The sequence below is a fragment of the Myxococcus sp. CA051A genome, assembly GCF_013336705.1.
Classification (GTDB): Bacteria; Myxococcota; Myxococcia; order Myxococcales; family Myxococcaceae; genus Myxococcus; species Myxococcus llanfairpwllgwyngyllgogerychwyrndrobwllllantysiliogogogochensis.
The window spans coordinates 71,901-85,983 of the sequence record NZ_JABUMS010000002.1 but is presented as its reverse complement, the minus strand read 5'-3'; the positions used below and the strand labels follow the sequence as shown (position 1 = coordinate 85,983).

12 protein-coding genes are annotated in these 14,083 nt (G+C 69.4%); 5 read left to right on the top strand and 7 right to left on the bottom strand.

Features of this window, described 5'->3' with window-relative positions:
• Positions 1–12 precede the first annotated feature (12 nt).
• The 6 genes from HUA74_RS05820 to HUA74_RS05795 form a co-directional block, all read right to left on the bottom strand.
• Positions 13–753, bottom strand: coding sequence for an SDR family oxidoreductase (locus HUA74_RS05820; RefSeq protein ID WP_174453749.1), 741 nt, complete (start codon positions 751–753; stop codon positions 13–15).
• Positions 754–928: 175 nt separating this feature from the next.
• Entirely contained in the window at positions 929–1,993 is a 1,065-nt protein-coding gene (locus HUA74_RS05815; protein WP_174453748.1) for a hypothetical protein, read from the bottom strand.
• 226 nt (positions 1,994–2,219) lie between these two features.
• The gene (locus tag HUA74_RS05810; RefSeq protein WP_174453747.1) at positions 2,220–3,821 is read right to left on the bottom strand and encodes an LVIVD repeat-containing protein; all 1,602 of its coding nucleotides are present in this window, start codon (positions 3,819–3,821) and stop codon (positions 2,220–2,222) included.
• 36 nt (positions 3,822–3,857) lie between these two features.
• Positions 3,858–4,331: a DUF2809 domain-containing protein gene (locus HUA74_RS45430; RefSeq protein ID WP_217443368.1), complete on the bottom strand. Its 474-nt coding sequence runs from the start codon at positions 4,329–4,331 to the stop codon at positions 3,858–3,860.
• 33 nt (positions 4,332–4,364) lie between these two features.
• Positions 4,365–5,000 (bottom strand): CHRD domain-containing protein, encoded by a 636-nt coding sequence (locus HUA74_RS05800; RefSeq protein ID WP_141642599.1) that lies wholly within the window; start codon positions 4,998–5,000, stop codon positions 4,365–4,367.
• Between the two features lie 108 nt (positions 5,001–5,108).
• A complete protein-coding gene (locus HUA74_RS05795; protein WP_174453746.1) occupies positions 5,109–5,993 on the bottom strand; it encodes a LysR family transcriptional regulator in 885 nt (294 codons plus the stop codon).
• 291 nt (positions 5,994–6,284) lie between these two features.
• Here HUA74_RS05795 and HUA74_RS05790 point away from each other — a divergent pair, with 291 nt between their 5' ends.
• Positions 6,285–7,280 (top strand): hypothetical protein, encoded by a 996-nt coding sequence (locus HUA74_RS05790; protein ID WP_141642597.1) that lies wholly within the window; start codon positions 6,285–6,287, stop codon positions 7,278–7,280.
• A gap of 97 nt (positions 7,281–7,377) precedes the next feature.
• On the top strand, positions 7,378–7,767 hold the full coding sequence (locus tag HUA74_RS05785) for a hypothetical protein (RefSeq protein WP_141642596.1): 390 nt from the start codon (positions 7,378–7,380) through the stop codon (positions 7,765–7,767).
• Between the two features lie 66 nt (positions 7,768–7,833).
• Here the strand turns inward: HUA74_RS05785 and HUA74_RS05780 are convergent, their stop codons facing one another.
• A complete protein-coding gene (locus HUA74_RS05780; RefSeq protein ID WP_174453745.1) occupies positions 7,834–8,433 on the bottom strand; it encodes a hypothetical protein in 600 nt (199 codons plus the stop codon).
• Positions 8,434–8,893: 460 nt separating this feature from the next.
• Here HUA74_RS05780 and HUA74_RS05775 point away from each other — a divergent pair, with 460 nt between their 5' ends.
• The 3 genes from HUA74_RS05775 to HUA74_RS05765 all read left to right on the top strand — a co-directional run bounded on the left by HUA74_RS05775 (position 8,894) and on the right by HUA74_RS05765 (position 13,954).
• Positions 8,894–11,932: a sensor histidine kinase gene (locus HUA74_RS05775; protein ID WP_174453744.1), complete on the top strand. Its 3,039-nt coding sequence runs from the start codon at positions 8,894–8,896 to the stop codon at positions 11,930–11,932.
• 117 nt (positions 11,933–12,049) lie between these two features.
• Positions 12,050–12,847, top strand: a complete 798-nt coding sequence (locus HUA74_RS05770; RefSeq protein ID WP_174453743.1) for an alpha/beta hydrolase — start codon at positions 12,050–12,052, stop codon at positions 12,845–12,847.
• Between the two features lie 51 nt (positions 12,848–12,898).
• Positions 12,899–13,954 carry an SMP-30/gluconolactonase/LRE family protein gene (locus tag HUA74_RS05765; protein ID WP_174453742.1) on the top strand — a complete coding sequence of 352 codons (1,056 nt, stop codon included), beginning with the start codon at positions 12,899–12,901 and terminating at the stop codon, positions 13,952–13,954.
• Positions 13,955–14,083 lie beyond the last annotated feature (129 nt).

Genomic DNA, 14,083 nt, shown 5'->3' with positions numbered 1-14,083 from the left:
CGCGCCCCGCGCTCAGATGATTCCGCCGTTGGCGCGCAGCACCTGCCCGTTGACCCAGCCGGCGTCGGGGCCAGCGAGGAAGGCGACGGTGGCGGCGATGTCCGTGGGCTGGCCCAGTCGCTCCAGCGGCGCGAGCTTCGCCAGGCGGTCGACGAGGTCCTGGGGCTTGCCCTTGAGGAACAGGTCCGTGGCGGTGGGACCCGGGGCCACGGCGTTGACGGTGATGTTCCGTCCGCGCAGCTCCTTGGCCAGCACGCTCGTCATCGCCTCCACCGCCGCCTTGGTGCCCGCGTACACGCCGTAGGTCGGCTGCAGCAGGCCCACCACGCTGGAGGAGAAGTTGATGATGCGCCCGCCGTCGCGCAGCCGCCGGGCCGCTTCCCGCAGGGTGTTGAAGGTGCCCTGGAGGTTGACCGCGATTTGCCGCTCGAACACGGCGTCGTCGGTGTCCGCCAGCGTGGAGAGGCTCATGATGCCCGCGTTGTTGACGAGCACGTCCACGCCGCCGAACGCCGTCTCGGCCGCGTCGAACAGGCGCCGCACGTCCGCGCTCTGGCTGACATCCGCCCGGGCGGCCAGGGCCTTGCCGCCCGCCTGCTCAATCTCGCGGACCAACGCCTCCGCGGGCGCGGCGGACTCCGCGTAGTTGACGATGACGGTGAAGCCGTCCTGGGCCAGCCGCCTCGCGACGGCGGCGCCGATACCTCGGGAAGCGCCGGTGACGAGGGCCACCTTCGGGGTCTGTGCATTCATGTCGTTTCTCCTGTCCGGCGTTTCGTCGCCGGCATGGGAGAAACAATGGGCCTTCGCCTCCGCGAAATAATGCCCTGGGAACCGGCATCACAGTTCCGCCGGGGCGAACAATCGGGCCAGGCGGAGGCCCTGCGGTGCCCCTCTCATTCCAGACGAGGGGCACCTGGGGGCGCGGCTAGAAGTCCCGGGCCCTGGAGCGGCGCTGCTGCCTCTGGAGGTGCTCCAATCCATCGCGAATCGCCTCCGCGTACTCGGGGCTCTCGTAGTGGAGCGTGAGCAGCCGCTCCCGGGAGAACTGGTAGCCCACGAGGCGCACGGTCGTCTCCCACGCCTTCCAGTTGGCGACGACCACGAAGCCACGGCGGGAGATGCTCACCTCGGGCTCCGAGATGGGACCGAACAGCTCGGGCGCCTCCGACTCGGAGGCGGCGCTCTCTTCAGGCGCCGAGGCCACGGCCGTGTCCCTCGAGTCATCCTCGTCCAGCGAGTCCCCCGCCGTCGTCGCCTCGACCAGCGGAGGCTGTCCCTCGGACACCCGCGCTCCGGACTCCGTGGGCGCGGGGAAGTTCGTGGGTGCGCCGTCGGGCGGAGCTCCCGCGACCTGCGCTCCGGACTCCGTGGGCGCGGGGAAGTTCGCGAGCGCCCCGTCGGGCGGAGCTCCCGCGACCTGCGTTCCCGACTCCGTGGGCGCGGGGAAGTTGATGGGTGCGCCATCAGGCGGAGCCCCCGCGACCTGCGCTCCCGACTCCGTGGCGGCGGGGAAGTTCGAGGGTACGGGCGGAGCGCTCTGGGAGAGCAGCCACGCGAGGTCGAGCGACTCGCGGTACCTCTGCACGCGTCGCGATGAGCCGCGCTTGGCGGCGCGGCCGTACTTGGAGGTCAGCAACTCCACCACCTCCTGGTGGTCATTGCGCACGTCCGAGGGGGTCGCGAAGCGCACGAAGACGGAGCCCAGGCGCCCGTCCGCGAAGAGGAAGAACACCTGGGCGGGGTGCTCCGCCAGTGCCGTGGTGAGGACCAGGTCTCCGCGCGAGGTCTCCTGCGTGCCCGGGTACATCGCCCGGACCTGGTCGCGCGTCATGCCCCAGGACGTGGACTGGAAGCCGTCACTCGAACCGTACTTCTGCGCATGTACGGCGCGAATGGCGGCACGGCGCTCATGCACCGTCGGACCGTGGTGTCGTGAGCCGCAGCCGACGAGCACGAACAACAACAACGACAAACACCCATTGCGAAGCATCGAGGCCACCTTTCCGTTTCCCCGAAAGGACGGCGTCCGGAGCATCAGCCCGCGACCCTCCCCCCGAGGAATCCATGTTCGACCACCGGCACCCTGGGCGAAGCGTATGGCAGATGGCCCGCCAAGGGCTACGTGCCCGAGCAGTCTGGTACCCGCGCCCGGTCCATTCGTTCAACACCGGAGGCCCGCCGTCGCCAGCCTCCGGTGAAGGACTTCCGCCTACCGGCTACAGCTCGTCGAAGATGAGCAGGCCGCGCGAGGTGTCGATGACATAGACATGGCCATCGCCCGGGATGCGCATGCCGATGGCGCCGTCATAGAACAGGGTGCCGCGAGCCCGGTCAGTCCCCCGCCAGGTATTGAAGTAGGCGACCTCCCGCATCTCCGAGGGACGCGACACGTCCAGCACCCGCACCCCGTGCTGATAGTGGGCGAGGTAGAGCAGGTTGCCCTTCAGCTCCATGTTGTGGATGGAGACGCCCGGAGAGAGGCGGTACTCACCAATGAGCACGGGCTTGTCCAGGTCGGTCATGTCGAGCGCCCGGACATGCGCGCCCCAGTCCTCACCGCCCTCGAAGACGATGAGCCGGTTGTTCACGTAGTGCCAGCGGTTCGTGTGGCTGGTGGCGCGCGGATAGACATACTCCCCCCGCTTCACCACGTTCGTCGGGTCGCTCACGTCGAGCACCAGCAACCCCGCGGACCAGTGATTGACGAAGAGGCGATCTCCCCACGACGTGGCGTCATGGGGGAACGAAGCAACCAGGGGGTTCACGCTCGGGTCCGCGTAGCGGCCGAGCAGCACGGGCTCTCTCGCGTTCTTCACGTCGAAGATGAGCGTCTCCGGCGTGGGCGAGGCGGACATGACATAGAGCCGGTTGAGGTCGCCATGAATCGTGTGCGCATCGATGGGGCGACCATCGGGCAGCGAGCGCAGCAGCTTCGGGTTCGCCGGCTCGGCGATGTCGAAGACGAGCAGGCCCCGGGCCGCGCTGGCGACGTAGAGCGCATCGTCCTTGGCCCACACGGCGTTCCAGTAGCTGTCGCCCGGGTACGTGATGCTGCTCACGAGCCGGGGCGCGGAGCGGTCACTCAAATCATAGACGAAGAGCCCGCCGGGCCCCGCGAGGGCGCTCTCCAGCGAGACGACATACGCGTGCCCCTTGGTGACGAAGACGTCCGCGACGATGCCCTGGTTCACCACGCCCTCACCCACCAGGGTGAGCTTCGAGGCCTCCGCCTCGCCCGCGCGCCACTGGACCTTCTCCGCCTCGAAGGTGGCCTGGAAGCTGGGAACGCCGGCGAGGCAGACCGCGTAGCACCCCGTCACCCGGCTCGGGTTCGGCGCCTTGCAACCCACGAAGGAGGACCGGAAGGCCCTGCCGTCCGGGAGCGTGCCGTGGTTGGAGAGGAAGAACGCGTTCCCCTCCACCCGGGCCTCGCGCATGGGATATCCGCCGTAGCGGACCCCTTCCCCCGGCCGGAAGTTCATCGACCCGGTGAACTGGCTGTTGGCGTTCTCTCGGATGTCGTTGCCAATGCCATGCACGGTGAAGTGGCCGTTGGCCTCCAGCCTCGTCAGCGAGTCTCGCTCACACGCGGACAGGTCGAAGGACTCCAGCGTGCCGCACTCGGCGGCGGCGCCGTCGCGAGGCAGCAATGGACAGACGGCCAGGGGCTCCGGGGCCAAGTCCCCATGGTCCTCGAGGACCTGCGAAGGGCCCAGATTGACAGGCACTCCCTCGACGGGGACGACCTCCTGCGCACAACCCCCGCCAACGCTCAGGAACAGCGAGGCCACGAGCGCACCTCTCACGACATTCGTCATGATTCTCCATCCATGATGTCGGCCCCGGCCCTGACATCAACGCGATGAAGGTCTGCCCATATCGACGGAAGGTGCGGCTTTCTCCGGCGTCCTGCGGGTCAGCAGCGCCACGTCGAGCCCCACGCCCAGCAGCACGCCGACCGAATAACAGACGAGGTCGCTCCAGAGGAACCCCGCCCCCAACACCAGTCGCCCCGGCAGCGTGCGGCGCGCGGCATCCAGCCAGGGCGCGTGATAGCCCTGGCTGAACTCGATGCCGAAGGAGAACGCGAGCGCGACGGCGGCCACGGCGAGCGCGGAGCGGCGTGGGGCGAGGAAGCGCAGCAGCAGGAACACCAGGAGCGCCCACAGCGTGTCGCCCGCGTAGGTGGCGAAGAAGGAGGGCCACGGCAGCGACTTCCTACGCGACGCCAGCCCCAGCGGAATCACCAGCACCGCCAGCCCCAGCGAGAGCAGGCGGGTGCGCGACGGGGAGGAGGGGACAGGCGAAGGGCTCGGAGCGGACGTCACGCGCCCAAGACTACCCGAGCCGCGACGCGCGCCTCAGGGTTCGGCGGGATAGAGCTGCCCGCGCATCTCGCCGTAGTAGGTATGCGCCTTGGTGTGCAGGTTGAAGTAGAGCACGCCCTTGCGCGCGAGCGACTCCAGGCTGGCCAGCGTCTTCGTCTGCGCCAGGAAGCCCAGCTCGGCGGGACAGCTCTCCGGCAGCCCGGGCTTCATGCCCTTCATGTCCTTGATGAAGACGACATTCGCGTGGGTGAGCTCCACCGTCAGGCGGCCCTCCGCGAGCGTCTTCGACAGGTTGCCCAGCTCCCCGAAGTCCACCACCACGGGCCCGAGCACGCCGGGCGGACCGCAGTGGATGTGGAACATGAGGATGTCAGCGGGGTTGACGCCCTTCATCTCGAACTCGACGTAGGCGCGCGTCAGGTCCTTGGAGAACTTCAGCACGCCATGGCCCCGGGACTTGCGGGCCTCGCGAGGCGTCGAGGGCGCCGTGGCCCCCAGGCTCTTCTCCAGGAGCTTCGGCGTCTCGGACTCCTCGCCGGGCTCCTGCGCGGGGCTGAGGAAGGCCTCGTAGACGGTGAAGGTCGTCGCGCCGAGCGCCGGGTCCTTCGCGTGCGCGGACAGCGTCAGCAACGTGGTGGTGGCGAGGGTGAAGAGCAGTGGCGTTCGCATGGCGGGCTCCGGCACGAAAGGACGCCCTCATCCGTAGCGTGGATGTCCGAAGCCGGGGATGGCCGAAGATGGACACCCGATGGCCGGATTCGCCCCACGAGCCTCACCTCACAGGGGTTCGAGGAAGCGGCGGATGTGTGAGAGCACCTGCTTGATTTTGGGAATCTCAGAGAGCGCCTCCGGGACACTGAGGCGCAGGGGCCGCTCGCGGCCCACCACGTCCGCGAGCACGGGCACCAGCGCGCCCTCCCCTTCGCCCGGGTCCGCGAACGCCACGCTGGGAATCAGGCCAATGCCCTGCCCGGCCAGACAACACACCCGGATGAAGTGGATGTCCGACGACACGAGGGCGGGCTCCACCTGGAACGAAGGCCCCCGGAGCTGGGGCCACAGGCACGCGTCGTCGCCCGGCGCCTGCCAGGACAACAGCTCATGACCCTCCAGCTCCTCCACCGTGCCAGGGATACCGCGCCGACGCAGGTAGTCCTCGCTGGCCAGGAGCCCCTCGCGCACCCGCAACACCACCTGGGACATCCAGGGCCCCCGGGGCAGCCCCTCTCCGAAGTGCGCCGCCAGGTCCACGTTGTCGAGCGGCTCCGCCAGCGGATCATCACTGAAGCTCGCATGCACGCGCAGCAGCGGATACGTGGCCCGCAGCAGCGCGAAGAGGGGCGCGAGCAGGTGCGGCGGCAAGCCCACCGGCAACACCACCCGCAGAACACCGGAGGGCGCCTGGCCCACCTCGCGCAGCGAGGCCACCAGCGCGCTCGTCTCCTGCATCATCAGCCGGCCACGACGGGCGAGCATCTCCCCCGCCTCCGTCAGGACGATGCCCGTCCGGGTGCTCTTGAGCAGCGGCACCCCGGCGCGTGCCTCCAGCGCCTCCACGCGCCGCCGCAAGGTCGTCCGCGACACCGCGAGGGAGTCCGCCGCGGCCAGGAACGAACCCGTCTCCGCGACACCGACAAAGGCACGCAACTCTTCCAGGTCCATGCTCTCGCCCCGCCGGTGCGGGCTCGCCGGCCCCCACCATGACGCCTCCCGGGGACGAGCATCCTCGGGCCCCTCCAGGACCGCAAGGCGGGGAGTGATGCCTGGAGGACACTCCCACCACCCTCCGGGGCAGCCCCGCAATGACATCCACGACATACCGCTGAAGCCACGCAACCTGGAACCGATGTGGGCCGATAACCCAGACAAGCGCAGTTCTCACACCCCTTCCATTCCGGGCCTTCACAAGCCAACGCCACGCGCGCGGGATGGACTCCGTCGAGGTCTCGTCACATGGGCACTCCTCCCATCTCCGGAAGCACCCCGAAGAAGGTCTACCTCCCGCCTCCCGAGGAGAAGCCCACGCCGAAGCCCGTCGTGGACAAGAAGGCCCAGGTCAACGCACCCAAGGACGAGTTCGAGACGGCGGACGCCGCGGCCAAGAGCAAGCCCGTGGAGCTCCTGGCCGGCTCGCCTCCCGCGGGCGGAACCAACCCGGTGGTGCCCACCAACGGCACCACTTCCGCGAAGTACCAGGTGGGTCCGGCCACGCGCCCGCCCATCCACCACGACAACGGCTTCCTGCAGAACCCCGCGGACCCGAAGGACACCAAGCCCATCGCCACGAAGGACCCGTCCTTCTCCGACTACGCCGCCAAGGCGAAGTGGGAGCTGAAGCTCGAGGCCGCGAAGACCTTCCGGCCGGACCTCCGGGACGGCACCGCCGCCTATGACCACTTCCTGCACGGCAACGGGAAGGACCGGACGTTCAACTACGAGCGCTTCGTCACCCAGGATGAGTCCGGCAAGCAGGTCCTGAAGAGCGCCACCCAGGACACCCAGAAGGCCGCCGAGGCCCAATACGCGGCCATGGTCGCCAAGGACCCCTCCCTGGCTGGCAAGCCCGTGACGTTCCAGCTCACCGGCGGCCCCATCGGCGTGGGTGGCAACGACGGCAAGTTCCCGTATCCCCAGTCGGAGAACTGGCAGAAGGCCATCGGCGGGCACAGCATCTGGAATAGCGCCACCGTCACCGTCACGCCGCCGGCCAAGCCGGGTGACAAGCCCTCGTTCTCCATGGACATGACGGTCCACGCCGAGGACCGGTATAACTTCAATCCCAATCAGAAGGACATCGCCACCGGCATCCCGGACTCGGACAACGGGCGCTTCGAGCAGACCGGACTGGCGCACCAGTACACCCAGACAGGCACCGTGCAGCGCAAGGTGACCTGGGGACAGGGCGACATCGAGAATGCCACGTCGACTCCCATCGAGACCGGCCGCTGAACCCACGACGTTCCGACATATCCTCGGGGGAGTCCTGGTCCTGGCGTGTGCCGCCTCGGGCTGCAAGGACTCGGACTCCCCACCCACGAGCGTCCCCATGAGCCAAGTTGCGACCTCACCCGCCAAGACGGGCACCGACCTCGCTTCACTCGAGCAGGTGGTGAACCTTCCCCGGCGCCCCGTGTCCGTCCAATGGCGCAAGGCCATCCGAGGCAAGGTGGGTATGGGCCCCACCGACTGGGAAGTGATTGCCGTGCTGGAGTACTCGGAGGCGGACGCCCAGGCGCTCCTGGCCACGCTGACGCCCACGGAGCTCGCCCCGCCCACGCTGAACGACGGGGGCTGGCTGTCGGCCACCACGCGCAAGTCCCTGGAGCGCGCCCGGGCCTACGACGCCTCCGCCTTCTACCGGCCCCCGCTGCAGAACGGGACGGTGCTCCACGTGCCGAGCACGAACACCTTCGTGCTCTCGCTCTTCACGCTGTAGTCCGAAGGCCCGCGCGGCGGCGGCGCTCGTCGAGCCGCGCGGTGCCTTCCAGCGTCGGAGGGCGGCTCAGTACGCCGCGTCCGTGGCCGAAGCGCTGTCGCTGGCCTTCTTGTCGCTGCCGCCCTTGTCCTGCTCGGTGAAGAAGTCCGCGCTGATCTGCTCGTACAGGGACTCCACCGCGTTCGCCGCCAGGACCGTGGCCGCGCGGTGTAACCCCGCCGAGCGCTTGGACGTCACCGTCCCGCTCGAACGCTTGAGCACCTGGCCCTGGGCGTCCACCAGCCGCGCCTTGTAACGAATCTGCGCCTGGACGGCCGCCACGCTGGCGTCCGTGACGGCGAAACTCAGCTCCGCCTCGAGCACCTGGAGCTTCAAGTCCGCCGGCGTGGCATCCAGCCGGAAGGCCGAGCCGAACCCGACGCGAAAGCCATCCTCGAGCGTGCCGCGCCACTGGTCCACGTCCAGCTTGTTAGCCGCCTCATTGGAGACGACGAAGTGGTCCCGCACCGCCGACTCCAGCACCAGCCCCAGGGTCGCCTGCTGCTCCGCGAGGTCGATGTTGGGACGAGGGGCTCCGCGTTTGACATACACCGTGCAACCACTGGCGAGCAGCAGCGCCGCGAGGGCAACCACGATACGGAACCCGGATACGGAACAGGCTGACATGCGACGACCCCCACGAACACAGGAGGCGTCTGCCTAACAGCCCTCGCCCGCGCATGGCAAGCCGCCCATCCTCCACCTTTATTTGCAACATGATTACTCAAGTATTGAATTGGCGTTTTCGCCGGACAGATTCGCGCCCATGGGACGCTTCAATTCGATGTTCGGCGGCGGCACCGGTACCGGGTTGGCAATCTCGCGGTCGGGAGACACCGTGATGGGCGGCCAGGCGCTGGCCCCCTGAGCTCTCCCGGGAGCGGCCGGGCCATACCCGGCGGCGCTGCTCGCCGCTGGTGCACGGGTGCTAGCATCCCGGCACTCCCCTGTCGGGAATCGCCATGGCCCCCACTCCTTCTGGAAGAACTTCGTCGAACGGGCGCGGACGCTTGAAGACGTCCACACCGCCGAAGTAGCGATGCGCGCGCCGATGCCAGGGCTGTCCACACATCGCGGGAGCACGGGGATGCGCGCCGCCGGGGGCCTGCTGGCCCTGCTCGCGCTCTTGCTTGGCACGGTCGCCGTCGCGCAGGTGAACGGGCGCGAGCGACGCATCGGTCAGTTCTACCACTCGCGCTGGACGGTGAAGGACGGCGCGCCGGGACAGGTCTCCGCCCTGGCGCAGACGCCGGACGGCTTCCTGTGGATGGCCTCGGCGGCGGCGCTGTACAGCTTCGACGGCGTCCACTTCCGGCGCTTCGAGCCGCCCGATGGCCAGCCCTTCAGCAGCATCCAGACGCTGTATGTCGCCCCCGACGGCGCGCTGTGGGTTGGCTTCATCCATGGCACCTTGGCGCGCCTGAAGGAAGGCCAGGTCACCCGGTATGGCGAAGCCCAGGGCCTGCCCTTGTCCCAGGTGACTTCGTTCGCCACCGATGCCCAGGGAGCGCTCTGGGCCTCCACCAGCCTTCGCGGCGTGTACCGCCTGAACGGGAGTCAGTGGGAGCGCATCGCCGAGCCCTGGGGCCTGCCCGCGGCGGAGCAACGGGGCCGCGCGATGTTCGTCGACCGGGACGGCGCGCTCTGGCTCGCGCTCGCCGACAAGGTCTACCACCTGGAGAAACACGGCCGCGCGTTCCGCGACACGGGCATCACCGTGAAGTGGGTGAGCCTGATGTCCCAGGCACCCGACGGCACGCTCTGGGTCGCCGAGCCCACCGGCGCGGTGCGCCCCATCGGACTGCCGGGCGGCAAGCCCTACCCTGGCGCGGGGAGGCTGGAGGTCCAGTCCGCGGGCGTGCTGTTCGACCGCGAGGGGAGCCTGTGGGCCACGTCGCTCGGTGACGGCGTGCGCCGCATCGCGCATCCCGAGCAGTGGGGTGAGCGGCGCATCACCCGGCTCGACGAGGCCGGAGAGCCCTTCACCGAGAGGGACGGCCTCAGCTCCGACTACACGTGGCCCATCATCGAGGACCGGGAGGGCAACCTCTGGGTGGGCACCAGCGGCGGGCTGGACCGCTTCCGTCACAGCACCCTGGTGCTGGCCGAGTTCCCTCGCGGCTCGCATGACTTCGCCATCGCGGCGGGAAACGACGGCGCCCTTTGGGCGGGCACCACCAACCGGCCGCTGATGCGGCTGCGCGACAGGACGGTGGACACCTTCGACATCGGCGCCCCCATCCTCGCCACCCACAGGGACCGGGATGGCCAGGTGTGGCTGGCCGCGGAGAACGGCCTCTGGCGCATCCAGGACGACAAGCCCCTGCGCGTCGCGGACCTCCCGGCACCTCCTCCCGCGTACATCCACGCGATGACGAAGGACGCGCAAGGCACGCTCTGGGCCGCGCTCGTCGGAGGGGGCCTGTACCAGTTGCGGGATGGGACCTGGACGTCGCTGGAGGCGCGCACGGAGCTGAGGGCCCGGGAGCGCATCATGGCCGCGGCCACCGACCCCCAGGGCCGTGTCTGGCTGGGGCAGACGCAGGAGCTCCTCCGCGTCGAGGGGACGGACGTCCGTCGCTTTGGCCGCGCGGACGGCCTGGAGCTGGGCATCGTCACCTCGCTGAGCGCGGGCCAGCGGCTGTGGGTGGGTGGGCAGTTCGGCCTGGCGCACTTCGACGGGCAGCGCTTCCACACGCTCGACGTGGAGGACGAGGAGCCCCTGCGCGGCGTCTCCGCCATCGTCGAGCTGCCAGACGGAGGCCTGTGGGTCCACGCGATTCCCGGCATCCTGCACCTGCGCGCGGACGAGCTGGCGCGCGTCGTCGCCGAGCCCGGCCGTGCGGCGCGGTGCGAGCGCTTCGACTTCCTGGATGGCCTTCCGGCGCGGCCCACCCTGCTGCGCCCGCTGCCCACGGCGGTGCGCGGAACGGATGGACGGCTGTGGTTCGCCACCAGCAACGGCGTGGTGTGGATAGACCCGACGCGCATCTTCCGCAATCCGTTGCCGCCGCCCGTGGCCATCCATGCGGTGCGCGTGGATGGACAATGGCTCACCCCGGGCCCTGGCGCGCTCAGCCTGCGTGAGCAGGCGACGAACATCGAAATCGACTACACGGCGCTCAGCCTCTCCATCCCCGAGCGCGTGCGGTTCCGCTACCGGTTGGAAGGCGTGGACACGGCGTGGCAGGACGTGGGCGGCCGGCGCGAGGCGTACTATTCGCACCTGTCCCCGGGGCGCTACCGCTTCCAGGTGCTCGCCACGAACAACGACGGCGTCTGGAACGAGACGGGGGCGGCGCTCGAGTTCGTCCTCCCGCCCGCCTTCTTCCAGACGTGGTGGTTCCGCGCGGTGTGTGGCGCCGCCGTCGCGGTGGCGCTGTGGCTCTTGTACCTGCTGCGGCTCCGGCAGGTGCGGGCCCGCCTGCGGCGACTGCTGGAGGAGCGCCATCTGGAGCGGGAGCGCATCGCGCGCGAGCTGCACGACACGCTGCTGCAGGGCATCCACGGGCTGGTGCTGCGCTTCCAGGCGGCGGCGGAGATGGTGCCCACCGGACACCCGGCTCGCGTGGCCATGGAGAAGTCCCTGGAGCGCGCCGACCAGGTGCTCGTCGAGGGGCGCGACAGGGTGATGGACCTGCGCGCCACGACGGTGGACCCGGGGGAGCTGTCCACGGCCTTCACCCAGTTGGGAGAGGAACTGGGGCACGAGCGGCGCTCCGCGCTCCACGTGGTGGTGGAAGGCACGCCCGTCGCGTTGGACCCCGTGGTGCGTGACGAGGTCTTCCGCATCGGTCGCGAAGCCCTGGCGAACGCGTTCCAGCACGCCGGCGCCCGGCGCATCGAGGTGGTGTTGACGTATGACTTCGCCCAGCTGCGCCTGCGCGTGCGCGACGACGGGCGCGGAGTCGAGGAGGCCTTCCTCCTGGCGGGCGGCAAGCCCGGACACTGGGGCCTGTCGGGCATGCGCGAGCGGGCCGTGAAGCTGGGCGCGCGGTTGGACATCCGGGGCCGGGAGAACGCGGGGACGGAGGTCGAGCTGCGCGTCCCCGCGGCGACGGCGTATCAGGACTTTCCGAGAGGCACCTGGCACCGGCTGCGGCGGCTCGTGGGCGGGCTGCGCTGAGGACCCGCCCCGTCGCACAGGCCCGGTGAGCGCGGCCTCCCTCCATCAGGGGAGGTGCGCGAGGTGGCGCGGGAGCACAGTGGAAGCGAGCTTCCCTCCTCCTGACTCGAGAGCGCGATGAGCACGACGTCCCCCGATACGATTGTCTTGATTCACGGCCTCTGGATGACGCCCCGGAGCTGGGAGCACTGGGTGGAGCGCTACAAGGCGCGGGGCTACAAGGTGCTCGCGCCCGCCTATCCAGGCCTGGAAGTGGAGGTCGAGGCGCTGCGCGAGGACCCGTCCCCCATCGAGAAGCTCACGATTGAAGAGACGGCCCACCACCTGGAGACGGTCATCCGGGGGCTTCCGCGTCCGCCCATCCTCATCGGCCACTCGTTCGGTGGCGCCATGGTGCAAATCCTGTTGGACCGGGGGCTCGGGGCCGCGGGCGTCGCCATCGACTCCGTGCAGGTGAAGGGCGTGCTGCGGCTGCCATTCACCACGCTCAGGGCCACCTTCCCCATCCTCGCCAACCCCGCCAACCGTCACCGCGCGGTGCCCTTCACCCACGAGCAGTTCCGCTACGCCTTCACCAACACGCTCACGGAGGCGCAGTCCCAGGCCGTCTACGAGCGCTACCACGTCCCCGCGCCGGGCCGCTTCCTGTTCGACGGAGCGCTGGCCAACTTCAACCCGCATGCGGCGACGAAGGTGGACTTCGACAAGGAGGACCGCGCGCCGCTGCTGTTCATCGCGGGGAGCGAGGACAACATCATGCCGGCGTCGCTCAACAAGTCGAACGCGCGGCACTACAACAGCGGAGTCGTGGCCTACAAGGAGTTCCCCGGCCGCTCGCACTACATCTGCAGCCAGGAGGGCTGGGAGGAGGTCGCCGACCACGCGCTCTCCTGGGCCCTGAATCCCACGGTGTGACGCCACTCGCGCCCTGCTAGCCTCGCCGCGTTTATTTCCCGGCGAGGCATCATGAAGAAGCTCCTCATCATCGCGGGTGTGCTGTTCGTGGCGGTTGTCGGACTCGTCCTCAAGACGTTCTCGGACGCCGGGCAGTTCAAGAGCCTCTCTCCCCACGCCCCCGGAAAGTGCAAGCCCGTGTCGGGCATGCCGGGCGCGGAGGACATCACGTTCCATCCGAGCCTGGGCTACGCCTACGTCTCCTCGGACGACCGGCGCGCGACGATGGCGGGGAGCCCCGTGACGGGCGGCATCTACCGCTACGAGCTTTCGGGCACCGCGCCCCCGGTGCTGCTGACGGGCGGCTTCTCCACCGACTTCCATCCGCACGGCATCAGCCTGCACGTGGACCCGTCCGGCGCACAGACGCTGTTCGTGGTGAACCACACCCAGGCCGAAGGCAACCGCATCGAGCGCTTCGAGGTCGGCGAGGACGGCCTGCTGGTTCACCGGGCCACGTTTCGCGACGCGCTGCTCGTGTCGCCCAACGACGTGGTCGCCATGGACGCCCAGCGCTTCTACGTGACGAACGACCACGGCAACCCGCCGGGCATGAAGCAGCGGGTGGAGGACTACCTCCAGCTCGCCCAGGGCAACGTCCTCTACTTCGACGGCCAGCGCTTCCAGGAGGTCATCCAGGGCACGAAGTACGCCAACGGCATCAACCGCTCCCTGGACGGGAGCACGGTGTACGTGGCGCAGTCCGTGGGCCGCTCGCTGAGCAGCTACGCGCGCGACCCGAAGACGGGCGCGCTGACGCTGCTCAAGACGCTCGACCTGGACTCCGGCCCGGACAACATCGAGCTGGATGCCGAGGGCAACCTCTGGATTGCCTCCCATCCCAAGCTGCTCGACTTCGCCTCCCATGCGGGCGACCCGACGGGAAAGACCCGGTCACCCGCGCAGGTGCTGCGCCTGACGGGCAAGGGCGCGGACCTGAAGGCCTCGGAGGTGTTCCTGGACGATGGCAGTCAGACGTCCGGAACGGCCACCGCCGCTGTCTTCGGCAAGCGGATGCTCCTGGGCCCCGTGTTCGAGAAGGACTTCCTCGACTGCGAGCTGCCCTGAGCCGCGCGTCAGAATCCAACGGGCCATCACCCCCGAGTCCCAGCCGGCTTGTCCTGACTTGAGAGCCTCCCCACCCTCCTGGCTGCCAGGACAGGGGGCGGAGGCTTTCGCCCGGGGGAGAGCGGCGAC

Bases quoted from the DNA above. Each gene is read 5' to 3' on its own strand.
- HUA74_RS05800 (WP_141642599.1), bottom strand. From the start codon at position 5,000: ATGCGAACGCCACTGCTCTTCACCCTCGCCACCACCACGTTGCTGACG.
- HUA74_RS05810 (WP_174453747.1), bottom strand. From the start codon at position 3,821: ATGACGAATGTCGTGAGAGGTGCGCTCGTGGCCTCGCTGTTCCTGAGC.
- HUA74_RS05785 (WP_141642596.1), top strand. From the start codon at position 7,378: ATGAGCCAAGTTGCGACCTCACCCGCCAAGACGGGCACCGACCTCGCT.
- HUA74_RS05815 (WP_174453748.1), bottom strand. From the start codon at position 1,993: ATGCTTCGCAATGGGTGTTTGTCGTTGTTGTTGTTCGTGCTCGTCGGC.
- HUA74_RS05780 (WP_174453745.1), bottom strand. From the start codon at position 8,433: ATGTCAGCCTGTTCCGTATCCGGGTTCCGTATCGTGGTTGCCCTCGCG.
- HUA74_RS05790 (WP_141642597.1), top strand. From the start codon at position 6,285: ATGGGCACTCCTCCCATCTCCGGAAGCACCCCGAAGAAGGTCTACCTC.
- HUA74_RS05770 (WP_174453743.1), top strand. From the start codon at position 12,050: ATGAGCACGACGTCCCCCGATACGATTGTCTTGATTCACGGCCTCTGG.
- HUA74_RS05820 (WP_174453749.1), bottom strand. From the start codon at position 753: ATGAATGCACAGACCCCGAAGGTGGCCCTCGTCACCGGCGCTTCCCGA.
- HUA74_RS05765 (WP_174453742.1), top strand. From the start codon at position 12,899: ATGAAGAAGCTCCTCATCATCGCGGGTGTGCTGTTCGTGGCGGTTGTC.
- HUA74_RS05775 (WP_174453744.1), top strand. From the start codon at position 8,894: ATGCGCGCCGCCGGGGGCCTGCTGGCCCTGCTCGCGCTCTTGCTTGGC.
- HUA74_RS05795 (WP_174453746.1), bottom strand. From the start codon at position 5,993: ATGGACCTGGAAGAGTTGCGTGCCTTTGTCGGTGTCGCGGAGACGGGT.